Source organism: Enterobacter sp. WPR_3_1 (genome assembly GCF_003635055.1).
GTDB classification, from domain to species: domain Bacteria; phylum Pseudomonadota; class Gammaproteobacteria; order Enterobacterales; family Enterobacteriaceae; genus Enterobacter; species Enterobacter ludwigii.
The window spans coordinates 579,920-603,350 of the sequence record NZ_RBXU01000009.1 but is presented as its reverse complement, the minus strand read 5'-3'; the positions used below and the strand labels follow the sequence as shown (position 1 = coordinate 603,350).

The following is a 23,431-nucleotide window of genomic DNA, read 5'->3' as shown; positions in this document are numbered from 1 at the left end:
TCGCTTCCGGAGAACCGGAAGCGAGGCTAATCTCCTGTTTCACCCCGCACTTTTTCTCACAACCTTCAACGCCCCGCCGCGAATTTGAGTATTATTGAGCGATAAAGTCGTGAAGGGATCCTCTATGAAGCAAATTCGAATGCTGGCCCAGTACTACGTCGATCTGATGATGAAGCTTGGGCTGGTGCGTTTCTCCATGCTGCTGGCACTGGCGCTGGTCGTTCTGGCCATTGTCGTGCAGATGGCCGTAACCATGGTTCTGCACGGTCAGGTCGAGAGTATCGACGTGATCCGCTCCATCTTCTTTGGCTTGCTGATTACACCCTGGGCGGTCTATTTCCTCTCCGTGGTGGTTGAACAACTGGAGGAGTCCCGTCAGCGCCTGTCAAAATTGGTCGATAAACTGGAAGAGATGCGCGATCGCGATCTGAAGCTCAACGTTCAGCTAAAGGATAATATCGCCCAACTGAACCAGGAGATTTCGGATCGTGAGAAGGCGGAGGCTGAGCGCCAGGCGACGCTGGAGCAGCTGAAAATCGAAATGAAAGAGCGTGAGGTGACGCAGATCCAGCTTGAGCAGCAATCCTCTTTCCTGCGTTCGTTCCTTGATGCATCACCGGATCTGGTTTTCTACCGTAATGAAGATAAAGAGTTTTCCGGCTGTAACCGGGCGATGGAACTGCTGACCGGGAAGAGCGAGAAGCAGCTGATTCACCTGAAGCCGCAGGACGTATACTCCGAAGAGGCGGCCGCCAAAGTGATGGAGACGGACGAAAAAGTGTTCCGTCATAACGTCTCACTGACCTATGAACAGTGGCTGGATTACCCCGACGGGCGCAAAGCCTGCTTTGAGATCCGTAAGGTGCCGTACTACGACCGCGTGGGGAAACGCCACGGTCTGATGGGGTTTGGCCGTGATATCACCGAACGTAAGCGCTATCAGGATGCCCTTGAACGTGCCAGCCGCGATAAAACCACCTTCATCTCCACCATCAGCCATGAACTGCGTACGCCACTTAACGGAATTGTCGGCCTGAGCCGCATTCTGCTGGACACCGATCTCACCGCAGAACAGGAAAAATACCTCAAAACCATCCATGTCTCAGCGGTCACGCTGGGGAATATCTTCAACGATATTATCGATATGGATAAGATGGAACGCCGCAAAGTGCAGCTTGATAACCAGCCGGTTGATTTCACCGGTTTCCTTGCCGATCTGGAAAACCTGTCGGGTTTGCAGGCGCAGCAGAAGGGGCTGAGCTTTGTCATGGATCCCACGCTGCCGCTGCCGCACAAGGTGGTTACCGACGGCACGCGTCTGCGCCAGATCCTGTGGAACCTTATCAGCAATGCGGTCAAATTTACCCAGAAGGGGCAGGTCTCGGTACGTATTCGCTATGACCAGGGCGACATGCTGCACTTTGAGGTGGAAGACTCCGGCATTGGTATTCCGCAGGAAGAGCAGGACAAAATCTTTGCGATGTACTATCAGGTGAAGGACAGCAACGGTGGCAAGCCCGCTACCGGCACGGGAATTGGTCTGGCGGTGTCTAAACGCCTTGCGAAGAGCATGGGCGGTGATATTACCGTCGCCAGCCATCCGGGCAAAGGCTCAACCTTCACGCTGACGGTGCACGCGCCGGCGGTGGCGGAAGAGGTGGAAGATACCTTCGAAAACGACGATATGCCGCTGCCTGCGCTGCATGTCCTGCTGGTGGAAGATATTGAGCTTAACGTAATTGTCGCACGCTCTGTCCTGGAAAAACTGGGCAACAGCGTGGATGTGGCGATGACCGGTAAAGCCGCACTGGAGATGTTTAAGCCGGGTGAATATGATCTCGTTCTGCTGGATATTCAGTTGCCGGACATGACCGGGCTGGATATTTCCCGTGAACTGACGAGCCAGTACGCTGCCGACGAACTGCCACCGCTGGTGGCGTTGACGGCGAACGTGCTGAAAGATAAAAAAGAGTACCTCGATGCCGGTATGGATGATGTACTTAGCAAGCCGCTGGCGGTGCCTGCCCTGACCGCCATGATCAAGAAGTTCTGGGATACCCATGATGAAGAGGAGAACACCATGACGTCTGTGGATAGCGCGAAAGCCCAAACGATACTCGATACCGCGATGCTGGAGCAGTACATCGATCTGGTTGGTCCAAAACTGATTACCGACGGTCTGGCGGTATTTGAAAAAATGATGCCGGGCTATCTGAGCGTGCTGGAGTCAAATCTGACAGCGCGGGATCAGAAAGGCATTGTGGAAGAAGGGCATAAAATCAAAGGTGCGGCCGGCTCGGTCGGCTTACGTCACCTGCAGCAGCTGGGACAACAGATTCAGTCACCTGATTTACCTGCCTGGGAAGATAACGTAGGTGATTGGGTTGAAGAGATGAAACAAGAGTGGCAGAACGATGTGGCGGTGCTTAAAGCCTGGGTGGACGCCAGAAAAAAATGACCCCGGCTTAACCGGGGTGCGCGAATACTGCGCCAACACCAGGGAAATTGTGGCTGCGCCTGTTTTTTTGTGTTGTTTTCGTATGGACGCCGCCTGAAAATTTAGGCCGCACGCAAATAAGATAGCAAATCTTAAATGGTTTGTTACAGGAATCAGTGAAATGTGTGAAGCATAGCGTTTTAATCAAAATTAATTATGTGCTTCAGCGAGTTGCAGAGAAGGATCGTCATGATGAAAAAGATTGGTGTCGTACTGAGCGGATGTGGCGTTTACGATGGTTCTGAGATACACGAAGCCGTCATCACATTGCTGGCCCTGGCAAGAGAGGGGGCTGAAGTCATTTGCTTCGCGCCAGACAAAAATCAGGCTGATGTCATTAATCATCTGACCGGGGAGCCGATGGCGGAAACCCGTAACGTCCTGATTGAAGCCGCGCGTATTGCGCGTGGCGATATTCATCCTCTGATTCAGGCGGACGCCGCAGAGCTTGATGCGTTAATTGTGCCGGGTGGGTTTGGGGCGGCTAAAAATCTCAGCACGTTTGCCACGCAAGGCGCCGGGTGTCAGGTTGATCCGCATTTAAAAGCATTATCACAGGCCATGCATGCGGCGGGTAAACCGCAGGGCTTTATCTGCATCGCTCCGGCCATGCTTCCGACAATTTTTGATTTCCCGCTGCGCCTGACCATCGGGACCGATATTGATACAGCGGAAATCATCGAGGAGATGGGAGGCGAGCACATCCCTTGTCCGGTGGATGACATTGTGGTGGATGAAGACAATAAAATCGTCACCACACCTGCGTATATGCTGGCGCAGACTATCGCGGAAGCCGCTTCAGGCATTGAAAAGCTGGTGGCCAGAGTGCTGGTGCTGACTGAATGAGGCGTCAATTCGCCGCAGGCGCCTGGGTAAAACGTATTCTTTGGCGTGCCGTGCTGGTGCTGGCGGTGTTCTGGGGCGGCGGACTGGCATTATTCAGCATTCTGCCGGTTCCGTTTTCTGCCGTGATGGTTGAGCGTCAGCTGAGCGCGTGGTTCACCGGTGACTTCAGCTATGTTGCCCACTCTGACTGGGTGAGCACAGATGAAATCTCCCCGTGGATGGGGCTGGCGGTGATAGCGGCGGAGGATCAGAAATTCCCGGAGCACTGGGGGTTTGACGTGGCGGCAATCGAGAAAGCGCTCGCCCATAATGAACGCCATGAAAACCGCGTGCGCGGCGCATCGACGCTGTCACAACAGACGGCCAAAAACCTGTTTTTGTGGGATGGCCGCAGCTGGGTGCGAAAAGGACTGGAAGCCGGATTGACCCTGGGGATGGAAACGGTCTGGAGCAAGAAACGTATTCTGACGGTCTATCTGAACATTGCCGAGTTTGGTGATGGCGTGTTTGGTGTCGAAGCCGCGTCGCAGCGGTATTTCAATAAACCTGCCAGCCGGCTGAGCCTCTCTGAAGCTGCGCTGTTGGCCGCGGTCTTGCCTAACCCAATTCGCTTTAAGGCTGATGCACCCTCAGGCTATGTGCGAAACCGACAGGCGTGGATCATGCGCCAGATGCGGCAGCTGGGAGGGGAAGGGTTTATGGCGAGAAATAAATTGATGTAAGGCGGGTAAGCGTAGCGCTACCCGCCATGAAAGAGGCGTTAGTCTTCGTCAAACCCGGCGTTAAACAGCGCAATCACCGCCGCCAGCGCTTCCTCTTCCTGTGGACCGGTAGCTTCTACTTCAATCTGGCGGCCTTTGGCGGAGTCCAGCATCAGCAGCGCAATCACGCTGTTCGCTTCCGCCTCGGTACCTTCATCGTTACGCAGCAGAACTTCTGCATCGAAACCCTGCATCAGCTCAAACAGTTTCATCGCCGGACGTGCATGCATGCCCAGCTTATTGGTGATCTCAACGGTTTGTTTTACGGTCATGTTTTACGTTTTTCCAGCGTGCGATGACGGGACTGAACGTTCTTCCCGCGTGAGCGGAAATAGTCGGCCAGCTGTTCGGCGATATAGACCGAACGATGTTTACCGCCGGTACAGCCAATCGCTACGGTCAGGTAGCTACGATTGTTTGTCTCCAGCATAGGTAACCATAGCTCAAGGTAGCTTCGCGTCTGGTAGATAAAATTGTGAACTTCTGTGTGTCTGTCGAGGAAGGCCGCGACGGGCTTATCGAGACCGGTCATTGGACGCAGCTTCGGATCCCAGTGCGGGTTCGGCAGGAAGCGCACGTCGAAAACATAATCCGCATCGATAGGAATACCGTGCTTAAAGCCGAATGACTCGAACACCATCGTCAGTTCACGCTCGCGTTTGCCCAGTAAACGGGTACGCAGCATTTCCGCCAGCTCATGCACGGACATTTCGGACGTATCGACAATCAGGTCAGCACGGGAACGCAGCGGTTCCAGCAGATCGCTCTCTTCGTCGATAGCACTTTCCAGTGAGAGGTTCTTGCTGGAAAGCGGGTGCAAACGACGGGTATCGCTGTAGCGACGGATCAGAGTATTGCGGTCTGCATCGAGGAACAGCAGCTGAGGCGAGAATGAATCAGGCAGGTTGCTCATTGCCTGTTCAAAAATTTCTGGCGATTCAGGCATGTTACGAACGTCGATACTGACGGCGGCAGAGATTTGCCTCTCCGCAAGCGTGCGTGCCAGGTCGGGCAACAGCACGACCGGCAGGTTATCTACGCAGTAAAACCCCATGTCTTCCAGCGCGCGCAGGGCCACGGATTTCCCGGACCCTGAACGGCCACTGACAATCATCAGCACCATGTTCCGTTTCTCCTCAGGACAACAGATGTGAAGGCCATCTCCTGGTTATGCATCATCCTGATTGCCTTCTGCTTCAGTGATAATTTGATATAGCTCTTCATCACTTTGGGCTGCGCGCAGTCGACGGCAAATGGTTTTATCGGCCAGGCGTTTTGCGACCAGCGAAAGCGTATGCAAATGGGTTTTCGTCTGGTCGGCAGGCACCAGCAGCGCGAAGAGGAGATCGACGGGCTGATTATCGATGGCATCGAAGGCGATAGGCGTCTCCAGCTGCACAAACACACCGACGGCACGCAGGGTGTCCTCTTCCAGTTTGCCGTGCGGGATCGCGATGCCGTTGCCGATGCCGGTACTGCCCATTTTTTCACGGGTCAGGATCGCTTCGAACACGACCTGCGGCGGCAGGCCCAGCTGTTTTGCGGCCAGTTCACTGATGATCTCCAGCGCACGTTTTTTGCTCTGGCAGTGAACAGCACTGCGCGTACATTCCTGGTTAAGGACATTGCTCAGTTGAAGAGCGGAATCGTTGTTCATCATAATTTCACCTAAGCGCTAACTGTACAAACGGCCTGTTGTGTTTCACAACAGGCCTTCCTGCACCCGTTAACTGCCCGGACAATTAGTGTTGTTTCAGTTTGTCTTTATGTTTATTGAGCTGTCGTGCAAGCTTATCAATCAAGCCGTCGATAGCAGCGTACATGTCTTGCCCTTCCGCACTGGCATGGAGCTCACCCCCGTTGACATGCAGGGTCGCATCCGAGATATGAGTCACTTTCTCCACTTTCAATACAACATAGACCTGGTTGATCCTTTCGAAATACTGCTCGAGTTTCGCGAATTTAGCATTCACAAAATCACGTAAAGCCTCAGTAATCTCGACGTTATGTCCTGTGATATTGAGCTGCATAGTGTCTTCCTTATCGGTTGTGTCAGACCAGCTGTTTACGCTGGTTAGACGGCGGAATGGATAAAGACTCTCGATACTTCGCAACAGTTCGGCGTGCCACCATAATACCCTGGTCGGACAGTATGGTGGTTAACTTACTGTCGCTCAGTGGCTTCGCGGGGTTCTCCGCGGCGATCAACTTCTTCACCAGGGCGCGAATGGCCGTTGACGACGCTTCACCGCCGCCCTCGGTATTCACATGGCTGGAGAAGAAATACTTAAGCTCAAAAATACCGCGTGGACTGTGCAGATACTTCTGCGTGGTCACGCGGGAAATGGTTGATTCATGCATCTCGACGGCCTGGGCGATATCCGCCAGCACCATCGGTTTCATATACTCTTCGCCCTGCTCAAAGAACGCCTGCTGCTGTTCGACAATACAGCGGCTTACGCGGAGCAGCGTATCATTTCGGCTCTCCAGACTTTTGATCAACCATCGCGCTTCCTGCAAATTGCTACGAATGTATTGATTATCGGAGTCGTTACGCACGCTGGTGCACATGGAGGCATACTGCTGGTTGATTTGCAGGCGAGGGATGCTGTCTGAGTTCAGTTCAACGACCCAGCGGTCATTGTGTTTTCTGACCAGCACATCCGGGATGACGTACTCGGGTTCGCTGGTCTGAATGGACTGACCGGGGCGCGGATCGAGGGACTGAATCAGATTGACCGCCTCTTTCAGCACCTCTTCTTTCAGGCGCGTGACGCGCATCAGGCTGCGGAAATCGTGATTGGCCAGAAGATCCAGATGGTCGCTGATGATCAAGCGGGCTTCATCAAGCCATGGTGTCTCTTTGCTGAACTGAGAAAGTTGGATAAGCAGGCAGTCGCGCAGATCTTTTGCGGCCACCCCAACCGGATCGAAACGCTGAATGCGCTTCAGAACGGCTTCTATCTCCTCGAGTTCAATTTCTTCGTCACCCATGCTTTCCAGAATTTCGTCCAGCGTGACGGTCAGATAACCGGTGTCATCCACGGCATCGACAATGGATGTCGCAATCGCGCGGTCGGTATCGGAGAAGGGGGTAAGTTCCACCTGCCACATCAGGTAATCCTGCAGTGACTGGGTAGTTTCACCCTGATAAACCGGTAGCTCATCGTCCTGGTAGTCTGCACGCGTACCGGAAGGGGTTCCGGCGGTGTAGATTTCATCCCAGCTGGCATCCAGCGGAAGCTCGTCCGGCATCTCTTTTTGTTCGAGCGCATCGGCGGTGTCGAGTGCTTCAGTATCCTGCGACTGCTGGGTATCTACCTCTTCATGAAGATCGGCTTGCTCCAGCAACGGATTGCTATCCAGCGCTTGCTGGAGCTCCTGCTGGAGTTCTAAGGTGGACAGTTGCAACAGGCGAATCGCCTGCTGTAGCTGCGGCGTCATCGCCAGTTGTTGGCTGAGCCGTAATTGCAAACCTTGCTTCATGTTCAGAGCATTTTTCTCCGGTTCGGCGTTACATTACCTCTACCCTATCAGAGTCTGAAGTCTTCCCCAAGGTAGACACGCTTAACATGATCATCTTCGAGGATCTGCTGCGGCGTACCGTGGGCGATCAGATTGCCCTGGCTCACGATGTATGCGCGTTCGCACACGGCCAGCGTTTCACGGACGTTATGGTCAGTGATCAGTACGCCAAGCCCGCTGTCGCGCAGATGCTCAATGATACGTTTAATGTCGATAACGGAGATGGGGTCAACGCCTGCAAACGGTTCATCCAGAAGGATAAATTTCGGGTTTGCAGCCAGCGCACGCGCAATCTCAACGCGACGGCGTTCACCGCCGGACAGCGCCTGACCGAGGCTGTCGCGCAGATGTTCGATATGGAACTCTTCCATCAGCTCGTTAGCCCGGTCCTGACGCTGTTCGCTGGTCAGATCGTCACGAATTTGCAGGACGGCCATCAGGTTATCGAAGACGCTCAGGCGGCGGAAAATGGAGGCTTCCTGCGGCAGATAGCCGATACCGCGACGCGCACGCGCATGCAGCGGCAGAAGACTGATATCTTCATCATCAATGACGATGTTGCCCGCATCGCGCGACACGATACCAACGACCATGTAGAAAGTTGTGGTTTTGCCCGCACCGTTAGGGCCAAGCAGGCCTACAATTTCGCCGGAGTTGACGGTCAGACTGACATCTTCTACGACACGGCGGCCCTTATAGGCCTTCGCGAGATTTTTTGCAGTTAATGTTGCCATAACGAATTAGTTACTCTTCTTCTGTGACGGGGCCTGACCCTTACCTTTGTCCTGCAGCTGCGACGGAACCAGCACGGTGGTTACGCGTTTGCCTTTCTCGCTGGAGGCCTGCATTTTTTGCTCTTTCACCAGATAGGTGATCTGGTCGCCGGTGATGTTGCTGTCCAGCTGTTCCAGATAAGCGTTACCGGTCAGGATGACCAGGTCCTTCGCCAGCTCATAGTGCATATGCGTGGCGCGGCCTTTCACGGGTTTGCCGTTATCCTGCATCTGGTAGAAGGTTGCCGGGTTGCCATAGCCATCAATGATCTCTTTGCCTTGCTCGCCACCGGGACGGGTAACGACCACTTTGTCGGCGTTGATTTTGATGGTGCCCTGGGTCATGACGACGTTACCGGTAAAGGTAACGACATTGCCTTGCATATCAAGCGACTGCGTGTCGGACTCGATATGGATAGGCTGGTCAGTATCGCCCGTTACAGCAAGCGCGGGAAGACTGGTCGCCAGCATCGCACTGGCGATAATTACTTTAAGGCTGAGTTTGTTTGTTTTGAATTTCATAGGAGGTTCTAACCTTTTCAATCAGCTCGGCGTTTTTGCTGCGTAAGTTCCCGCGCATTCTTAAACCGCTGGAATTAAATGTTGTGCCATACAGTGTGACCAGATCCTGCGACGTCACGTCCTGGGTCACGAGGTTGATCTGTGCATTATCCGTCGTGATTTTGCGCAGTTGTGAGTCAGCGGTCAGGGCGTTGACTTCAACGTGGCCATACAGATAAAGCATACGGTCATTCGTCAGTTTTGCCCGGTCAGATTTAATCGACCACGTCGGCACTTTGTCTTTATCAAACGTGGTCATGACTGGCTGGGTAAACCACGAAATACCGTCATCTGAAAAATATTCAACATGCTGGGCAATCAGGCGATAGTTCAGCGCACCTTCCGGGCTGTAGACCACGGTGTCACTGTGATCGCTTTTATAGGTTGGCTCGCTCGTATTGACCACTTCCGTCTGCGTATCGTCGCGATCGGCAAGGTTCACGCCAATCAATACCAGTGCGACAAGCGAAAGCAGAATGATAACCCAACGTCTGGTTTTACTCATATCGATTGCCCTTTGGCCTCATCAAGCTTGCCCTGCGCCAGCAAAAGCAGATCGCAGACTTCACGTACGGCACCACGGCCACCGTTGATATGGGTGACATAGTCAGCGCGCGGGATCAGCAGCGGATGCGCATCGGCCACGGCGATACTCAGACCGACTTCAGCCATCACCGGCCAGTCAATCAGATCGTCCCCGACATAGGCCACGTTTTCCGGCGCGACGGCCAGTTTACCCAGTAAATCGTTGAACGCCGCCATCTTATCGGACTGACCCTGATACAGATGGGTAATGCCTAACGTTTCACAACGGTCTTCAACCAGTTTAGCTTTCCGACCGGTGATGATGGCAACGTCGATGCCTGATGTGAGCGCACAACGAATACCGTAGCCATCGCGAACGTTAAACGCTTTCAGCTCTTCACCATTATTGCCCATGTAAATCAGGCCATCAGAGAGTACCCCATCCACATCCAGGATGAGCAGGCGAATATTTTCCGCCTTTGCCATCATATGGGTACTGACCGGACCATAACAGGTTGCAAGGGATGCACCCGCATTACTCATTGTCTTATCCTTCATTACACTACGCCTGCGCGCAGCAGATCATGCATATGTACCACACCCAGCAACTGGTCGCCATCGGCAACCATCACTGAGGTGATATGACGGGACTGCATCAGGTTCAGCACATCCACCGCCAGCGTGCCAGGACGAACACGGATACCGCCGGACGTCATCACATCAGCGATGCCCAGCGTGCGAACATCAACACCCATGTCGAACACGCGGCGCAGGTCGCCATCGGTGAAGATCCCCTTGATCTTCATCAGGTCGTCGCACACAACCGTCATACCCAGATTCTTGCGGGTGATCTCCAGCAGCGCATCGCGCAGGGAGGCCTCTTTACTGACGTGAGGGATCTCATCGCCAGTGTGCATAATATCGTTAACCCGCAGCAGAAGCTTACGCCCGAGCGCGCCACCTGGGTGGGAAAGCGCGAAATCTTCCGGGGTAAAACCGCGGGCTTCCAGCAACGCAACGGCAAGCGCATCGCCCATGACCAGCGCAGCGGTCGTGCTGGACGTTGGAGCAAGACCCAGCGGGCAGGCTTCTTTAGGCACTTTCACGCACAGGTGAATATCCGCCGCGCGCGCCATGCTACTTTCCGGGCGGCTGGTCATGCAAATAAGCGGAACCCGCAGCCGCTTCAGCACGGGGATCAGCGCCAGGATCTCATTAGACTCACCGGAGTTCGATAGCGCGATGACGATATCCTGCGGCGTTACCATGCCCAGATCGCCGTGCGCGGCTTCCCCCGGGTGTACAAAGAAGGAAGAGGTTCCGGTGCTGGCAAACGTTGCCGCCATTTTGCGCCCAATGTGACCGGACTTGCCCATGCCCATCACCACGACTTTACCGGCACAGTAGAACATCTTCTCACATGCCAGACTAAAATCCTGATTAATGTACTGATCTAACTGCGCCAGACCTTCACGTTCAATCTCCAGAACCTCTTTGCCTGCTTTCTGAAAGTCAAAACCCGGCTGCAATTCTATTTGCGACATAATGCGTTTCCGTTTACCCAGAGAGAAGAGGCGAAAGCCAGTACAGCATCGCCATCCATACGATAAATCCACCCGTCAGCAGCGCCCCTGCGCCTTTGCCGATCTGTCGTTGCCGCCGCCAGCAGAGCAGGGCAAAAATGACGCTGACCAGCAACATCACCCCGTAATCGCGTGAGAATGCCAGGGGGTTAAAAGGCCCGGGCGTTATCAGGGCCGGCAGGCCCATCACGATGGCGATATTAAAAATGTTTGAACCGATAATATTGCCTATGGCAATGTCATCTTCACCTTTACGTGCCCCTGCGAGAGCGGTGGCCAGTTCTGGCAGACTGGTGCCAATGGCAATGACCGTCAGGCCAATGGTGAGCTCACTCATGGCGAAATAGTTCGCCAGCACCGTGGCGTTATCGACGACCATGCGCGTGGCCATCGGCATGATGATCAGCGCGACGCCGAGCCACAGCAGCGCCACAGGCAGCGTGCCTTCACGCGGGAGTTCGGCGACCTGTTCTCGCGTCAGGCTGTCCTGGCCCTGTTTTTCTGCCAGACGGGCGATTTTAACACTATACAATAGCCAGATAACGGCCAGCGCCAGTAAGAAAATGCCGTCACCGTAGCTCAGTACGCCATCATAAAATACGCACCCTGCCAGCAGGCTTACGATTAACATTAGCGGCAATTCACGGCGCAGAACATCAGAATGCACGCGAAATGGATGGAGCAGGGCCGCCAGGCCAAGGATCAGTAAGATATTGACGATGTTGGATCCAATCGCGGTGCCGACGGCAAGGTCTAACTGACCGTGCAGTGATGCCGTGACAGAGACGATGATTTCAGGAAGCGAGGTTCCGACGCTGACCACGGTCATCCCGATGACGACAGGCGGTACGCCAGTCAGGCGGCACAGGATAGATGCAGCAAATACCAAACGGTCAGCACTGTAGACCACCAAAAGTAAACCAATTATTAACAGTGCTGTTGCTAAAAGCATCAAAAGTCCTTTCTTCAGGTATACTCGTCGGTCCATCGCGCAGGAATGGAATGGCAGGACTGCATACAGTCTGAGGCGTAACGAATTCCTAATTTTGACTTTATGCGCCGGAAAAGTAAAACAAATGCCAGCTTTCGCTAACCTCAACGGCTAATATTCTGTAAAAATGCTGAGTTTAGGGCTGATTCAGTCTGCATGCTTAACATGAGCAGGGTAAGAAAGGAACCATAAATGAGCCACACTATGGCGAATTTAGTTGATGTCCGGGGTGTGAGTTTTTCTCGCGCCAACAGATTGATATTCGATGATATTTCGTTGACCGTACCGCGTGGCAAGATCACTGCCATCATGGGGCCGTCCGGGATCGGTAAAACGACCCTGCTGCGCCTTATTGGTGGCCAGATCCCACCTGATAGCGGTGAAATCCTCTTTGACGGCGAAAACATCCCCGAGATGTCACGATCGCGCCTGTATACTGTTCGTAAACGCATGAGTATGCTTTTCCAGTCGGGAGCGTTGTTCACGGACATGAACGTCTTTGATAACGTGGCTTATCCGCTGCGCGAACACACCAGTCTGCCGCCAGAGCTGCTGAAAAGTACGGTGATGATGAAGCTTGAAGCCGTGGGACTGCGAGGGGCTGCAAAACTGATGCCCTCAGAGCTGTCCGGCGGTATGGCACGCCGCGCTGCGCTGGCACGCGCCATCGCCTTAGAACCCGATTTAATCATGTTCGACGAACCGTTCGTCGGGCAGGACCCTATTACGATGGGCGTGCTGGTGAAGCTCATCTCTGAACTGAACAGCGCGCTCGGCGTAACCTGCATAGTGGTTTCTCACGATGTACCGGAAGTGTTGAGCATCGCCGACTATGCCTACATTGTGGCAGACAAAAGGATCGTCGCGCATGGCAGCGCTCAGGCGTTGCAGGAAAACTGCGATCCGCGTGTACGGCAGTTCCTCGACGGCATTGCGGATGGGCCTGTGCCGTTCCGCTACCCGGCGGGCGACTATCGTGACGATTTACTGGGAATAGGGAGTTAAGCCACTGATGCTGTTAAATGCATTGGCCGCTCTTGGACACCGTGGCATAAAAACCATCAGGACGTTCGGGCGCGCCGGATTGATGTTGTTCAACGCGCTGGTCGGCAAGCCGGAATTTCGTAAGCATGCACCGCTACTGGTGCGGCAGCTCTATAATGTCGGCGTGCTGTCGATGCTCATCATCATTGTCTCCGGTCTGTTTATCGGCATGGTGCTGGGGCTGCAGGGCTACCTCGTTCTGACGACCTACAGCGCCGAAACCAGCCTCGGCATGCTGGTGGCGCTGTCGCTGCTGCGTGAACTGGGGCCGGTGGTGGCGGCGCTGTTGTTCGCCGGGCGTGCAGGGTCGGCATTGACCGCTGAAATTGGCCTGATGCGTGCGACCGAGCAGCTTTCCAGCATGGAGATGATGGCGGTCGACCCGCTGCGTCGCGTGATCTCGCCACGCTTCTGGGCGGGGGTGATTTCCTTACCGCTCCTGACGATCCTCTTTGTCGCCGTGGGTATCTGGGGCGGCTCGCTGGTTGGCGTTCACTGGAAGGGCATCGATGCGGGCTTCTTCTGGTCGGCCATGCAGGACGCCATCGATCTGCGAATGGATCTGGTTAACTGTCTGATTAAAAGCGTGGTATTTGCCATTACGGTCACCTGGATCGCCTTGTTCAATGGCTATGATGCGATCCCGACCTCGGCGGGCATCAGCCGTGCAACTACACGTACTGTCGTACATTCGTCGCTGGCCGTACTGGGTCTGGATTTTGTGCTCACCGCACTGATGTTTGGGAATTGAGTTCATGCAAACGAGAAAAAATGAAATTTGGGTCGGCGTGTTCCTGTTACTGGCGTTGCTGGCCGCGCTGTTTATCTGCCTGAGAGCGGCGGATATCACGTCTGTGCGCACCGAGCCGACTTATCGCATTTATGCGACCTTTGATAACATCGGCGGGCTGAAGGCGCGCTCGCCGGTACGTATAGGCGGGGTGGTCATCGGGCGCGTCTCTGACATTACGCTTGATGAGAAAACCTATCTGCCGCGCGTGTCGATGGATATTGAAGAGCGTTACAACCATATCCCGGACACCAGCTCGCTTTCTATTCGCACGTCCGGCCTCCTGGGTGAGCAATATCTGGCGCTTAACGTCGGTTTTGAAGACCCGGAGCTGGGAACGACTATCCTTAAAGACGGTAGCGTAATCCAGGATACGAAGTCCGCGATGGTACTGGAGGATATGATTGGTCAGTTCCTTTATAACAGTAAAGGAGATGATAAGAAGTCCGACGCTGCCCCTGCGCAGAGCGAAGATCCTGCCAGTGTCGCACCGACACCAGGCACGACGAATTAATTTCAGGAGAAGTCATTCATGTTTAAACGACTGTTAATGGTTGCCATGCTGGTCATTGCCCCTCTCACCGCGGCGCATGCTGCGGATCAGAGTAACCCGTACAAACTGATGGATGAGGCTGCGAAGAAGACCTTCGACCGGCTTAAAAACGAACAGCCGAAAATTCGTTCCAATCCTGATTATCTGCGCGACGTGGTTGATCAAGAGCTGCTGCCGTACGTGCAGATCAAATATGCGGGTGCGTTGGTTCTGGGCCGTTATTACAAAGACGCGACCCCGGCGCAGCGCGAAGCCTATTTTGCCGCGTTCCGTGAATACCTGAAACAGGCTTACGGTCAGGCACTGGCGATGTATCACGGTCAGACCTATCAGATTGCGCCAGAGCAGCCGCTGGGCGACGCGACTATCATTCCTATCCGCGTCACGATTATCGATCCTAACGGCCGTCCGCCAGTGCGCCTGGACTTCCAGTGGCGTAAAAACAGCCAGACCGGTCACTGGCAGGCCTATGACATGATTGCGGAAGGGGTGAGCATGATCACCACTAAACAGAACGAGTGGAGTGACCTGCTGCGCACCAAAGGCATTGATGGCCTGACCGCACAGCTACAGTCTATCTCGCGTCAGAAAATCTCTCTGGACGAGAAGAAGTAATGTCGGATCAACTGAGCTGGTCGCGTGAGGGTGAGACGTTGAAGCTGACGGGTGAACTCGACCAGGATCTGCTGAACCCGCTCTGGGACAAACGTTTTGAAGCGATGCAGGGCGTGACGGTTATCGATCTGAGCGGCATTTCACGGGTGGACACGGCAGGCGTCGCGCTGCTGGCCCATCTTGTAGCCGTGGGGAAAAAGCAGGGGACAAGCGTTACGCTGCACGCGGCGAGCGATAATGTGGTCACCCTGGCCCAGCTCTATAATCTCCCTCAGGACGTACTGCCTCGTTAATATTTTCAGTGCGTTACTTCTGAAAGCCCTGACAGATTCATCGTCGGGGCTTTTTGCTTGTTTAAGACGACGCCACTTTGCTCTAAGATGTTGGGCTTGTTTTCACTATCAGATGATTAAGAACCCATGGAAAATCATGAAATCCAGACAGTGCTGATGAATGCACTCTCCCTTCAGGAAGCCCACGTCACTGGCGATGGCAGTCACTTCCAGGTTATTGCTGTGGGTGAGATGTTCGACGGTATGAGCCGTGTGAAGAAACAGCAGGCTGTATACGCGCCGCTGATGGAATACATTGCGGATAACCGCATCCACGCCCTGTCGATTAAAGCGTTCACCCCTCAAGAGTGGGCACGCGATCGCAAACTAAACGGTTTTTGAGTTGTGGGCGACACGCCCGCAGCACGGTTGAATTTATAAGAGAGCACACAATGGATAAATTTCGTGTACAGGGGCCAACGCGTCTCCAGGGCGAAGTCACAATTTCTGGCGCAAAAAATGCCGCGCTGCCCATCCTCTTTGCTGCGCTGCTCGCGGAAGAGCCGGTAGAAATTCAGAACGTACCGAAGCTGAAAGATATCGACACCACCATGAAGTTGCTCAGCCAACTGGGCACCAAAGTTGAGCGTAACGGTTCCGTCTGGATCGACGCCAGCAACGTTAACAACTTTTCTGCACCTTACGATCTGGTGAAAACCATGCGTGCATCCATCTGGGCGCTTGGCCCGCTGGTGGCACGTTTTGGTCAGGGTCAGGTTTCCCTGCCGGGTGGCTGCGCAATCGGTGCACGTCCGGTTGACCTGCACATCTTTGGCCTGGAGAAACTGGGCGCCGAGATCAAACTCGAAGAAGGTTATGTTAAAGCGTCCGTGAATGGCCGCCTGAAAGGCGCGCACATTGTCATGGACAAAGTGAGCGTTGGTGCCACCGTCACCATCATGTCTGCGGCAACGCTGGCAGAAGGTACTACCATCATCGAAAACGCCGCGCGTGAACCGGAGATTGTGGATACCGCGAACTTCCTCGTGGCGCTGGGTGCGAAGATCACCGGCCAGGGCACCGACCGTATCACCATCGAAGGCGTTGAGCGTCTGGGCGGCGGCGTGTATCGCGTCCTGCCAGACCGTATCGAAACCGGGACGTTCCTGGTTGCTGCCGCGATTTCAGGCGGGAAAATTACCTGCCGCAACGCGCAGCCAGATACCCTGGATGCGGTGCTGGCGAAACTGCGTGACGCAGGCGCTGATATCGAAATCGGTGAAGACTGGATCAGCCTGGACATGCATGGCAACCGTCCAAAAGCGGTAAACGTGCGTACAGCTCCGCATCCTGCTTTCCCGACTGATATGCAGGCGCAGTTCACCCTGTTAAACCTGGTGGCGGAAGGGACGGGGTTCATTACCGAGACCATCTTTGAAAACCGCTTTATGCACGTACCGGAACTGATCCGTATGGGCGCACATGCTGAGATCGAGAGTAATACCGTGATTTGCCACGGCGTTGAGAAACTGTCTGGTGCTCAGGTGATGGCAACCGATCTGCGTGCATCTGCAAGCCTGGTGCTGGCGGGTTGTATTGCGGAAGGGACGACGGTCGTTGATCGTATTTATCACATCGATCGTGGCTATGAACGTATCGAAGATAAACTGCGCGCGCTGGGTGCGAATATCGAGCGTGTGAAGGGCGAGTAATCGTTCCGGCAGCCCCCTGCCAGAAATGACCGGGGGGTTGCTGTTCCTGTCAAAAAAACCGCTATTCCTGCGGGTCTTTCTTCACTTTCCTCTGGCGGATCATGCGCGATCTGTCGATAAATTCATGGGTAATGGGATCGTGGTAACGTGAAGGCCAGATCACCCACGGATGCGTATCCAGCGCCGTCGCAATGATCAACTCTCCCTTCGGCCAGGGGCGCGTCAGGGCATTTGCCAGGGTTGAAGAACTCAGGCCATGGCGGCGAGATTCCGCAGCCAGTGATGTGCCTTTTTTGCGCAGTGCCGCAATGATATCTGCTGTGTGCCAGTCGATAAATTTCGTGTCCATAACGCTGTCCTTAAGTTCGGATTCACTTACGCCATTTCGTCTGAAACGACTGGCCTTACTATACCCATTTCAATTTCTTGTTCTAAAAAGTTCGCGTTACTGGTAGGGATATTCAGAATAAGGCATGGCTTTATTCATGCGGTCTGTAAACCGGTGCGTTTACGTGAAAGAGGAATATACAGGTGTGTACTGGAATCTCCCCGCGAGGGCCGCGGGGAGGGGAGAGCAGGATTAACGGTCGCGCTGAACGGCGATATGGGCAAGACCAATGAGCGCATCGCGCCATGGGCTGTCCGGGATGACCTGAAGTGCGGCGATGGCTTTATCCGCCTCTTCTTCGGCACGCTGACGCGTCCAGTCCAGCGATCCGCAAGTGGCCATTGTTTCCAGCACGGGTTCCAGAAGATGACGACCATTTCCCTGCTCGATCGCTTCACGGATCATTTTCGCCTGGTCGGCTGACCCGTTGCGCATCGCATGGAGTAGCGGCAGCGTCGGTTTGCCTTCGTTCAGGTCATCACCCACGTTTTTGCCGAGCGTTTCGCCGTCTGCACTGTAATCCAGCAAATCATCAATCAGCTGGAATGCGGTACCCAGATAACGGCCATAGTCCTGCAGCCCTTTTTCCTGGGCTTCGCTACAGCCAGCCAGAATGCCGGAACACTGTGCAGCCGCTTCAAACAGGCGCGCAGTTTTGCTGTAAATCACGCGCATGTAGTTTTCTTCGGTGATGTCAGGGTCGTTGACGTTCATCAGCTGAAGCACTTCGCCTTCAGCAATCACGTTAACGGCTTCAGACATGACCTCCAGCACTTTCAGCGAACCCAGGCTGGTCATCATCTGGAAGGCACGGGTATAGATAAAATCCCCCACCAGGACGCTGGCAGCATTGCCAAAGGCGGCGTTGGCGGTGGCTTTACCCCGGCGCATGTCTGATTCATCCACAACATCATCATGAAGAAGCGTCGCAGTGTGAATAAATTCGATCAGTGCCGCGATCGTGACGTGAGCATTTCCCTGATAGCCGACGGCTCGGGCAGCCAGGATGGCAATCATCGGGCGAATGCGTTTACCGCCGCCGCTGACGATGTAATAGCCCAACTGATTGATCAGCTGAACGTCAGAATTGAGTTGCTCCAGGATTGCTGCATTCACACCCGCCATATCTTGCGCGGTTAACTCGTTGATTTTTTCTAAATTCATCGCAAAAGCCGGGCTTTTTATCCTGTTTATCCCATCTTCAATGGGGTAACGAAGGGTTAGGTTTATCAATAGTAGTGCTGATTGTACTGAAAAAACGGCTCAGATAAACGTTACCTTACGCGTTGTGTTTTTTTTCTTCATGTATTGATGGTAGCACTTGTCAAAGGCTCGCGTTTTGCGTAATATTCGCGCCCTATTGTGAATATTTATAGCGCACTCTGATTCATACGAGGATGTGCGCGGAAGCGGAGTTTATATGTACGCGGTTTTCCAAAGTGGTGGTAAACAACACCGAGTAAGCGAAGGTCAGACCGTTCGCCTGGAAAAGCTGGACATCGCAACTGGCGAATCTGTTGAGTTCGCAGAAGTTCTGATGATCGCAAACGGTGAAGAAGTCAAAATCGGCGTTCCTTTCGTTGATGGCGGCGTTATCAAAGCTGAAGTTGTTGCTCACGGTCGTGGCGAGAAAGTTAAAATCGTTAAGTTTCGTCGTCGTAAACACTACCGTAAGCAGCAGGGCCACCGTCAGTGGTTCACTGATGTGAAAATTACTGGCATCAGCGCCTAAGACCTGAGGAGAGATTTAAATGGCACATAAAAAGGCTGGCGGCTCCACACGTAACGGTCGCGATTCAGAAGCTAAACGCCTGGGCGTTAAGCGTTTCGGTGGCGAATCCGTTCTGGCGGGTAGCATCATTGTTCGTCAACGTGGCACCAAATTCCACGCTGGCAACAACGTAGGTTGCGGTCGTGACCACACTCTGTTTGCTAAAGCAGACGGTAAAGTGAAATTTGAAGTTAAAGGCCCGAACAACCGTAAATACATCAGCATCGTTGCTGAGTAAGGTTTTCTCGGTCCGGTAACGGATTAAAGCCCCGCAACCTGTTGCGGGGCTTTTTACATTGGAAACCCGGTAATTTTTTCTGTAGGGAAAACGGGCATGAAGCAGCAGGCCGGCATTGGTATTCTTTTGGCGCTCACGACCGCAATGTGCTGGGGTGCGCTGCCAATTGCAATGAAGCAGGTACTGGAAGTGATGGAGCCGCCAACGGTGGTGTTTTATCGCTTTCTGATGGCAAGTATCGGCCTTGGGGCCATCCTCGCGATCAAAGGTAAGCTTCCGCCGTTGCGTATCTTCCGTAAACCGCGCTGGCTGGTGTTGCTGGCTATCGCGACGGGTGGCCTGTTCGGTAACTTCATACTGTTCAGTTCTTCCCTGCAGTATCTTAGCCCCACGGCGTCGCAGGTGATTGGTCAGCTTTCACCGGTCGGCATGATGGTCGCCAGCGTCTTTATCCTCAAGGAGAAGATGCGTGGCACGCAAATTATCGGGGCGAGCATGTTGCTCTGTGGTCTGGTGATGTTCTTCAACACCAGTCTGATAGAGATTTTTACCCGACTGACGGATTACACCTGGGGTGTGATCTTCGGAGTGGGAGCAGCAACGGTTTGGGTGAGTTATGGCGTCGCGCAAAAGGTGTTATTGCGTCGTTTGGCCTCACAGCAGATCCTCTTTTTGCTGTACACTTTGTGTACAATAGCATTATTGCCGTTAGCAAAACCGGGTGTGATTACCCAGCTTAGCGACTGGCAACTGGCGTGCCTCATTTTTTGTGGGCTGAACACGCTGGTCGGTTATGGCGCGTTGGCCGAAGCGATGGCGCGCTGGCAGGCAGCACAGGTGAGCGCACTCATTACGCTTACCCCGCTGTTTACGCTGTTATTTTCAGATTTGTTATCAATGGCCTGGCCCGATGTCTTCGTCAGACCGATGCTCAACATGTTGGGCTATCTCGGTGCGTTTGTCGTGGTTGCGGGCGCGATGTATTCCGCCATTGGTCATCGTCTTTGGGGGCGTTGGCGCAAAAATGAAGCGGTCGTAGTAGTCCCCCGCTCAGGCGAATGAGTTACGGAGAGTAAAATGAAGTTTGTTGATGAAGCGACAATCCTGGTCGTGGCAGGTGATGGCGGCAATGGTTGCGTGAGCTTCCGCCGTGAGAAATATATTCCACGTGGCGGTCCTGACGGCGGTGACGGCGGTGACGGCGGTGACGTGTGGCTGGAGGCGGATGAGAACCTCAACACGCTGATCGACTACCGTTTCGAAAAATCCTTCCGCGCTGAGCGTGGTCAGAACGGTCAAAGCCGTGACTGTACGGGCAAACGCGGTAAAGACGTGACCATTAAGGTTCCGGTCGGTACGCGTGTGATTGACCAGGGGACGGGCGAAACCATGGGCGATATGACCAAACACGGTCAGCGTCTGATGGTGGCGAAAGGCGGCTGGCACGGTCTGGGTAACAGCCGTTTCAAATCGTCCGTAAACCGTACCCCGCGTCAGAAAACGATGGGTACGCCGGGCGACAAGCGCGATCTGCAGCTGGAACTGATGCTTCTGGCCGATGTCGGGATGCTGGGTATGCCAAACGCCGGTAAATCGACGTTTATTCGTGCGGTCTCTGCTGCCAAGCCAAAAGTGGCGGATTATCCGTTTACCACGCTGGTACCAAGCCTGGGCGTTGTCCGTATGGATAACGAGAAGAGCTTTGTGGTTGCTGATATCCCGGGTCTGATTGAAGGTGCTGCAGAAGGTGCCGGTCTGGGTATCCGCTTCCTGAAACACCTTGAGCGCTGCCGCGTACTGCTGCATCTCATCGATATCGATCCAATCGACGGTTCCGATCCGGTAGAAAATGCCCGCATCATTATCGGCGAGCTGGAAAAATACAGCGAAAAACTGGCGAACAAGCCACGCTGGCTGGTCTTTAACAAGATCGATCTGATGGATAAAGCCGAAGCGGAAGCGAAAGCGAAAGCCATTGCTGAAGCGATGGGCTGGGAAGATAAATACTACCTGATCTCCGCGGCAAGCCAGGTTGGCGTGAAAGATCTGTGCTGGGATGTGATGACCTTTATCATCGAGAACCCGGTTGTTCAGGCTGAAGAAGCGAAACAGCCAGAAAAAGTCGAATTCATGTGGGATGACTACCACCGCCAACAGCTCGAAGAGCTGGAAGTGGAAGAGGAAGAAGACTGGGACGACGACTGGGATGAAGACGACGAAGAAGGTGTCGAGTTCATCTACAAGCACTAATTGCTGTTTAAGGCCCCCGGAAGGGGGCTTTTTTTATTGCAGACTGGACGGCAACCAGCAGCTGGCGATTAAGCCGCCCTCAGTACCATTCTCCAGCATCAGCTTGCCGTGGTGGAGCTGCACGATACGTTGCACAATGCTCAGCCCCAGGCCACTGCCACCGTAGCGCTGGTCAAGACGACGGAACGGTTCAGTAATCAACTGGCGGTGCGCTTCATCTATTCCCGGCCCCTGATCGATAACGCTGACCTGTGTCCCCCCGTCAACGTCGGCCAGAGTCACGCGAATCGTTGTGCCTGACGGACTGTAGCGCCCGGCGTTCTCAAGCAGATTGCGCAGCATCAAACGCAGAAGTACCGCATCACCCTGCACCGTGAGCGGGCTTTTGTCCGGCCATATCACCGTATGCTCTTTGGCTTCATGTCCAAGACCGAGCGGCATGATGATATCGTCTGTCCAGTTGACGGTTTCATAGTGACCGCTCGCCATCGCCTGTCCGGCACGGGACAACATCAGCAGTTGCTCAACCGTGTGCATCAGCTGATCGATACGGGTAATTAACGTTGTGGCCTGTGGAGAGCCGGACTGCGCCATCAGTTCCAGATGCAGTCTGATCCCCGCAAGCGGCGTTCGCAGCTCGTGAGCGGCGTCCGCGGTGAAGAGACGTTCCTGTTGAATGGTGTGATCCAAACGGGCGAGGAGCTGGTTGAGCGAGGTTGTGACGGCACCAATTTCTTCCATGTCGGAATAGACAGGGAGTGGGGTTAAGTTATCCGCCGAGCGGTTCGCCAGGCTGACGCGCAGTTGATTCAGCGGCCGGGTTATCCAGGTGACCGCCCAGAATGAGAAGCACAGTGTAAAACCGACCATCACCAGAGAGGGGACCAGCAGCGAGGCAATCGCTTCACGGATCTCTTTCTCGACATGATTATTGCGCGATTTCGCCGAGAGCGTTTCGTTGACCAGAAAACCAATCTGTTCACGGCTTTCATGCCAGAGCCAGATCACGCTTATCAGCTGGAAAAATAACAGAATGACCGCCAGCAGAACCATTAATCGCCGACGCATGCTGTTCATTTCTGGCTCTCCAGACGGTAGCCTACGCCACGGACAGTTTTAATCCGGTCTTTACCCAGTTTGCGACGCAGATTGTGAATATGCACTTCGAGGGTATTTGAGCCGGGATCGTCCTGCCAGGAATAAATATCCTGCTGCAGGGTTTCGCGGTGTACCGTTTGTCCGCTGCGCATAATCAGGCGCGTCAGCAGCGCAAACTCTTTTGGGGTTACTTCAACCGGCAGGGACTGGCACAGCACCTGCTGGGTTTGCAGATTCAGCGTAATATCGCCGTCGGTCAGTAAGTTATCGCTGTGTCCCTGATAACGACGAATCAACGCCCGTACCCGCGCCTGAAGCTCCGCAAGGGCAAACGGTTTCACCAGGTAATCATCAGCGCCAGAATCGAGGCCGTTGATACGATCTTCAATGGCATCCCGTGCCGTCAGGATCAATACCGGATTGGCGATACCCCGGCGGCGCCACTGGCTTAGCTGCGTAGCGCCGTCTTTATCCGGTAAGCCTAAATCGAGGATCACCAGACTGTACTCGCCGCTCTGGATCAGGGCATCCGCCTCAGCCGCCGTGGCGGCGCAGTCTAGGGCATATCCTTCATTGGCCAGCGCCAGAGCCAGCCCTTCCTGCAATAACAGATCGTCTTCAACTATGAGTAGTTTCAT

The 23,431-nt window shown here is 54.1% G+C and carries 29 protein-coding genes; 14 read left to right on the top strand and 15 right to left on the bottom strand.

Annotation, left to right across the window (positions count from 1 at the left end):
• The first annotated feature begins 124 nt into the window (after nucleotides 1-124).
• From arcB to mtgA, 3 genes are all read left to right on the top strand, one after another.
• Nucleotides 125-2,458, top strand: a complete 2,334-nt coding sequence (gene arcB, locus BJ887_RS11295; protein WP_032679053.1) for an aerobic respiration two-component sensor histidine kinase ArcB — start codon at nucleotides 125-127, stop codon at nucleotides 2,456-2,458.
• A gap of 231 nt (nucleotides 2,459-2,689) precedes the next feature.
• Nucleotides 2,690-3,343 carry an isoprenoid biosynthesis glyoxalase ElbB gene (gene elbB / locus BJ887_RS11290; protein ID WP_121339883.1) on the top strand — a complete coding sequence of 218 codons (654 nt, stop codon included), beginning with the start codon at nucleotides 2,690-2,692 and terminating at the stop codon, nucleotides 3,341-3,343.
• The gene (gene mtgA / locus BJ887_RS11285; RefSeq protein ID WP_014171821.1) at nucleotides 3,340-4,065 is read left to right on the top strand and encodes a monofunctional biosynthetic peptidoglycan transglycosylase; all 726 of its coding nucleotides are present in this window, start codon (nucleotides 3,340-3,342) and stop codon (nucleotides 4,063-4,065) included. Before elbB ends, mtgA begins: the two co-directional genes overlap by 4 nt.
• Nucleotides 4,066-4,103: 38 nt before the next feature.
• Here the strand turns inward: mtgA and npr are convergent, their stop codons facing one another.
• The 11 genes from npr to BJ887_RS11230 form a co-directional block, all read right to left on the bottom strand.
• A complete protein-coding gene (npr, locus tag BJ887_RS11280) occupies nucleotides 4,104-4,376 on the bottom strand; it encodes a PTS phosphocarrier protein NPr (RefSeq protein WP_003861872.1) in 273 nt (90 codons plus the stop codon).
• Nucleotides 4,373-5,227 carry an RNase adapter RapZ gene (gene rapZ, locus BJ887_RS11275; protein WP_014171820.1) on the bottom strand — a complete coding sequence of 285 codons (855 nt, stop codon included), beginning with the start codon at nucleotides 5,225-5,227 and terminating at the stop codon, nucleotides 4,373-4,375. The genes npr and rapZ overlap by 4 nt, the downstream gene beginning before the upstream one ends.
• A gap of 45 nt (nucleotides 5,228-5,272) precedes the next feature.
• Nucleotides 5,273-5,764: a PTS IIA-like nitrogen regulatory protein PtsN gene (gene ptsN / locus BJ887_RS11270; RefSeq protein ID WP_014171819.1), complete on the bottom strand. Its 492-nt coding sequence runs from the start codon at nucleotides 5,762-5,764 to the stop codon at nucleotides 5,273-5,275.
• An 82-nt stretch (nucleotides 5,765-5,846) separates the two neighbouring features.
• On the bottom strand, nucleotides 5,847-6,134 hold the full coding sequence (gene hpf, locus BJ887_RS11265; protein WP_014171818.1) for a ribosome hibernation promoting factor: 288 nt from the start codon (nucleotides 6,132-6,134) through the stop codon (nucleotides 5,847-5,849).
• 22 nt (nucleotides 6,135-6,156) lie between these two features.
• Nucleotides 6,157-7,590, bottom strand: coding sequence for an RNA polymerase factor sigma-54 (gene rpoN, locus BJ887_RS11260; RefSeq protein ID WP_014171817.1), 1,434 nt, complete (start codon nucleotides 7,588-7,590; stop codon nucleotides 6,157-6,159).
• A 47-nt stretch (nucleotides 7,591-7,637) separates the two neighbouring features.
• Nucleotides 7,638-8,363 carry an LPS export ABC transporter ATP-binding protein gene (gene lptB / locus BJ887_RS11255; RefSeq protein WP_014171816.1) on the bottom strand — a complete coding sequence of 242 codons (726 nt, stop codon included), beginning with the start codon at nucleotides 8,361-8,363 and terminating at the stop codon, nucleotides 7,638-7,640.
• Nucleotides 8,364-8,369: 6 nt separating this feature from the next.
• Nucleotides 8,370-8,924 (bottom strand): lipopolysaccharide ABC transporter substrate-binding protein LptA, encoded by a 555-nt coding sequence (gene lptA / locus BJ887_RS11250; RefSeq protein WP_121339882.1) that lies wholly within the window; start codon nucleotides 8,922-8,924, stop codon nucleotides 8,370-8,372.
• Nucleotides 8,893-9,468: an LPS export ABC transporter periplasmic protein LptC gene (gene lptC, locus BJ887_RS11245; RefSeq protein ID WP_014171814.1), complete on the bottom strand. Its 576-nt coding sequence runs from the start codon at nucleotides 9,466-9,468 to the stop codon at nucleotides 8,893-8,895. Before lptC ends, lptA begins: the two co-directional genes overlap by 32 nt.
• On the bottom strand, nucleotides 9,465-10,031 hold the full coding sequence (gene kdsC / locus BJ887_RS11240; RefSeq protein WP_014171813.1) for a 3-deoxy-manno-octulosonate-8-phosphatase KdsC: 567 nt from the start codon (nucleotides 10,029-10,031) through the stop codon (nucleotides 9,465-9,467). Before kdsC ends, lptC begins: the two co-directional genes overlap by 4 nt.
• Before the next feature lie 14 nt (nucleotides 10,032-10,045).
• Complete coding sequence (gene kdsD, locus BJ887_RS11235; protein ID WP_121339881.1) at nucleotides 10,046-11,032, bottom strand: arabinose-5-phosphate isomerase KdsD; 987 nt, start codon at nucleotides 11,030-11,032, stop codon at nucleotides 10,046-10,048.
• A gap of 13 nt (nucleotides 11,033-11,045) precedes the next feature.
• The gene (locus tag BJ887_RS11230; RefSeq protein ID WP_121339880.1) at nucleotides 11,046-12,023 is read right to left on the bottom strand and encodes a calcium/sodium antiporter; all 978 of its coding nucleotides are present in this window, start codon (nucleotides 12,021-12,023) and stop codon (nucleotides 11,046-11,048) included.
• A 231-nt stretch (nucleotides 12,024-12,254) separates the two neighbouring features.
• On the opposite strand from BJ887_RS11230, the gene mlaF reads away from it, so the two are divergent.
• The 7 genes from mlaF to murA all read left to right on the top strand — a co-directional run bounded on the left by mlaF (nucleotide 12,255) and on the right by murA (nucleotide 17,048).
• Entirely contained in the window at nucleotides 12,255-13,067 is an 813-nt protein-coding gene (gene mlaF / locus BJ887_RS11225; protein WP_068795052.1) for a phospholipid ABC transporter ATP-binding protein MlaF, read from the top strand.
• 7 nt (nucleotides 13,068-13,074) lie between these two features.
• Entirely contained in the window at nucleotides 13,075-13,857 is a 783-nt protein-coding gene (gene mlaE, locus BJ887_RS11220) for a lipid asymmetry maintenance ABC transporter permease subunit MlaE (RefSeq protein ID WP_010436044.1), read from the top strand.
• A gap of 4 nt (nucleotides 13,858-13,861) precedes the next feature.
• On the top strand, nucleotides 13,862-14,410 hold the full coding sequence (mlaD, locus tag BJ887_RS11215; RefSeq protein ID WP_025202923.1) for an outer membrane lipid asymmetry maintenance protein MlaD: 549 nt from the start codon (nucleotides 13,862-13,864) through the stop codon (nucleotides 14,408-14,410).
• A gap of 18 nt (nucleotides 14,411-14,428) precedes the next feature.
• Nucleotides 14,429-15,064 (top strand): phospholipid-binding protein MlaC, encoded by a 636-nt coding sequence (mlaC, locus tag BJ887_RS11210; protein WP_047956163.1) that lies wholly within the window; start codon nucleotides 14,429-14,431, stop codon nucleotides 15,062-15,064.
• Entirely contained in the window at nucleotides 15,064-15,357 is a 294-nt protein-coding gene (mlaB, locus tag BJ887_RS11205; protein ID WP_014171806.1) for a lipid asymmetry maintenance protein MlaB, read from the top strand. The genes mlaC and mlaB overlap by 1 nt, the downstream gene beginning before the upstream one ends.
• A gap of 126 nt (nucleotides 15,358-15,483) precedes the next feature.
• Nucleotides 15,484-15,738 (top strand): BolA family iron metabolism protein IbaG, encoded by a 255-nt coding sequence (gene ibaG / locus BJ887_RS11200; RefSeq protein WP_008501458.1) that lies wholly within the window; start codon nucleotides 15,484-15,486, stop codon nucleotides 15,736-15,738.
• A 50-nt stretch (nucleotides 15,739-15,788) separates the two neighbouring features.
• Entirely contained in the window at nucleotides 15,789-17,048 is a 1,260-nt protein-coding gene (murA, locus tag BJ887_RS11195) for a UDP-N-acetylglucosamine 1-carboxyvinyltransferase (RefSeq protein ID WP_020883531.1), read from the top strand.
• 61 nt (nucleotides 17,049-17,109) lie between these two features.
• Here the strand turns inward: murA and sfsB are convergent, their stop codons facing one another.
• Together sfsB and ispB are read right to left on the bottom strand one after the other, a co-directional pair.
• The gene (sfsB, locus tag BJ887_RS11190; protein WP_014171802.1) at nucleotides 17,110-17,397 is read right to left on the bottom strand and encodes a DNA-binding transcriptional regulator SfsB; all 288 of its coding nucleotides are present in this window, start codon (nucleotides 17,395-17,397) and stop codon (nucleotides 17,110-17,112) included.
• A gap of 231 nt (nucleotides 17,398-17,628) precedes the next feature.
• Entirely contained in the window at nucleotides 17,629-18,600 is a 972-nt protein-coding gene (ispB, locus tag BJ887_RS11185) for an octaprenyl diphosphate synthase (protein ID WP_121339879.1), read from the bottom strand.
• Nucleotides 18,601-18,856: 256 nt separating this feature from the next.
• Between ispB and rplU the strand changes: the two genes are divergently transcribed.
• From rplU to cgtA, 4 genes are all read left to right on the top strand, one after another.
• Nucleotides 18,857-19,168, top strand: coding sequence for a 50S ribosomal protein L21 (gene rplU, locus BJ887_RS11180; RefSeq protein WP_003025032.1), 312 nt, complete (start codon nucleotides 18,857-18,859; stop codon nucleotides 19,166-19,168).
• A gap of 19 nt (nucleotides 19,169-19,187) precedes the next feature.
• A complete protein-coding gene (gene rpmA / locus BJ887_RS11175) occupies nucleotides 19,188-19,445 on the top strand; it encodes a 50S ribosomal protein L27 (protein WP_004385076.1) in 258 nt (85 codons plus the stop codon).
• Nucleotides 19,446-19,541: 96 nt separating this feature from the next.
• A complete protein-coding gene (locus tag BJ887_RS11170) occupies nucleotides 19,542-20,507 on the top strand; it encodes a DMT family transporter (protein ID WP_014171799.1) in 966 nt (321 codons plus the stop codon).
• Between the two features lie 15 nt (nucleotides 20,508-20,522).
• Nucleotides 20,523-21,695, top strand: coding sequence for an Obg family GTPase CgtA (gene cgtA, locus BJ887_RS11165; RefSeq protein WP_014171797.1), 1,173 nt, complete (start codon nucleotides 20,523-20,525; stop codon nucleotides 21,693-21,695).
• A gap of 33 nt (nucleotides 21,696-21,728) precedes the next feature.
• Here cgtA and pmrB read toward each other — a convergent pair whose 3' ends face one another.
• Nucleotides 21,729-22,772 carry a two-component system sensor histidine kinase PmrB gene (gene pmrB, locus BJ887_RS11160; RefSeq protein WP_121339878.1) on the bottom strand — a complete coding sequence of 348 codons (1,044 nt, stop codon included), beginning with the start codon at nucleotides 22,770-22,772 and terminating at the stop codon, nucleotides 21,729-21,731.
• Nucleotides 22,769-23,431, bottom strand: coding sequence for a two-component system response regulator PmrA (gene pmrA, locus BJ887_RS11155; RefSeq protein ID WP_014171795.1), 663 nt, complete (start codon nucleotides 23,429-23,431; stop codon nucleotides 22,769-22,771). Before pmrA ends, pmrB begins: the two co-directional genes overlap by 4 nt.

What these genes read in the sequence shown, in the direction of transcription:
- mlaE (WP_010436044.1), top strand. Translation starts at nt 13,075, where the DNA reads ATGCTGTTAAATGCATTGGCCGCTCTTGGACACCGTGGCATAAAAACC.
- lptC (WP_014171814.1), bottom strand. Translation starts at nt 9,468, where the DNA reads ATGAGTAAAACCAGACGTTGGGTTATCATTCTGCTTTCGCTTGTCGCA.
- lptA (WP_121339882.1), bottom strand. Translation starts at nt 8,924, where the DNA reads ATGAAATTCAAAACAAACAAACTCAGCCTTAAAGTAATTATCGCCAGT.
- mlaD (WP_025202923.1), top strand. Translation starts at nt 13,862, where the DNA reads ATGCAAACGAGAAAAAATGAAATTTGGGTCGGCGTGTTCCTGTTACTG.
- mtgA (WP_014171821.1), top strand. Translation starts at nt 3,340, where the DNA reads ATGAGGCGTCAATTCGCCGCAGGCGCCTGGGTAAAACGTATTCTTTGG.
- pmrA (WP_014171795.1), bottom strand. Translation starts at nt 23,431, where the DNA reads ATGAAACTACTCATAGTTGAAGACGATCTGTTATTGCAGGAAGGGCTG.
- rapZ (WP_014171820.1), bottom strand. Translation starts at nt 5,227, where the DNA reads ATGGTGCTGATGATTGTCAGTGGCCGTTCAGGGTCCGGGAAATCCGTG.
- rpoN (WP_014171817.1), bottom strand. Translation starts at nt 7,590, where the DNA reads ATGAAGCAAGGTTTGCAATTACGGCTCAGCCAACAACTGGCGATGACG.
- mlaB (WP_014171806.1), top strand. Translation starts at nt 15,064, where the DNA reads ATGTCGGATCAACTGAGCTGGTCGCGTGAGGGTGAGACGTTGAAGCTG.
- rplU (WP_003025032.1), top strand. Translation starts at nt 18,857, where the DNA reads ATGTACGCGGTTTTCCAAAGTGGTGGTAAACAACACCGAGTAAGCGAA.
- cgtA (WP_014171797.1), top strand. Translation starts at nt 20,523, where the DNA reads ATGAAGTTTGTTGATGAAGCGACAATCCTGGTCGTGGCAGGTGATGGC.
- ispB (WP_121339879.1), bottom strand. Translation starts at nt 18,600, where the DNA reads ATGAATTTAGAAAAAATCAACGAGTTAACCGCGCAAGATATGGCGGGT.
- BJ887_RS11170 (WP_014171799.1), top strand. Translation starts at nt 19,542, where the DNA reads ATGAAGCAGCAGGCCGGCATTGGTATTCTTTTGGCGCTCACGACCGCA.
- lptB (WP_014171816.1), bottom strand. Translation starts at nt 8,363, where the DNA reads ATGGCAACATTAACTGCAAAAAATCTCGCGAAGGCCTATAAGGGCCGC.
- BJ887_RS11230 (WP_121339880.1), bottom strand. Translation starts at nt 12,023, where the DNA reads ATGCTTTTAGCAACAGCACTGTTAATAATTGGTTTACTTTTGGTGGTC.
- npr (WP_003861872.1), bottom strand. Translation starts at nt 4,376, where the DNA reads ATGACCGTAAAACAAACCGTTGAGATCACCAATAAGCTGGGCATGCAT.
- murA (WP_020883531.1), top strand. Translation starts at nt 15,789, where the DNA reads ATGGATAAATTTCGTGTACAGGGGCCAACGCGTCTCCAGGGCGAAGTC.
- mlaC (WP_047956163.1), top strand. Translation starts at nt 14,429, where the DNA reads ATGTTTAAACGACTGTTAATGGTTGCCATGCTGGTCATTGCCCCTCTC.
- mlaF (WP_068795052.1), top strand. Translation starts at nt 12,255, where the DNA reads ATGAGCCACACTATGGCGAATTTAGTTGATGTCCGGGGTGTGAGTTTT.
- kdsD (WP_121339881.1), bottom strand. Translation starts at nt 11,032, where the DNA reads ATGTCGCAAATAGAATTGCAGCCGGGTTTTGACTTTCAGAAAGCAGGC.
- sfsB (WP_014171802.1), bottom strand. Translation starts at nt 17,397, where the DNA reads ATGGACACGAAATTTATCGACTGGCACACAGCAGATATCATTGCGGCA.
- hpf (WP_014171818.1), bottom strand. Translation starts at nt 6,134, where the DNA reads ATGCAGCTCAATATCACAGGACATAACGTCGAGATTACTGAGGCTTTA.
- ibaG (WP_008501458.1), top strand. Translation starts at nt 15,484, where the DNA reads ATGGAAAATCATGAAATCCAGACAGTGCTGATGAATGCACTCTCCCTT.
- pmrB (WP_121339878.1), bottom strand. Translation starts at nt 22,772, where the DNA reads ATGAACAGCATGCGTCGGCGATTAATGGTTCTGCTGGCGGTCATTCTG.
- arcB (WP_032679053.1), top strand. Translation starts at nt 125, where the DNA reads ATGAAGCAAATTCGAATGCTGGCCCAGTACTACGTCGATCTGATGATG.
- ptsN (WP_014171819.1), bottom strand. Translation starts at nt 5,764, where the DNA reads ATGATGAACAACGATTCCGCTCTTCAACTGAGCAATGTCCTTAACCAG.
- rpmA (WP_004385076.1), top strand. Translation starts at nt 19,188, where the DNA reads ATGGCACATAAAAAGGCTGGCGGCTCCACACGTAACGGTCGCGATTCA.
- elbB (WP_121339883.1), top strand. Translation starts at nt 2,690, where the DNA reads ATGAAAAAGATTGGTGTCGTACTGAGCGGATGTGGCGTTTACGATGGT.
- kdsC (WP_014171813.1), bottom strand. Translation starts at nt 10,031, where the DNA reads ATGAGTAATGCGGGTGCATCCCTTGCAACCTGTTATGGTCCGGTCAGT.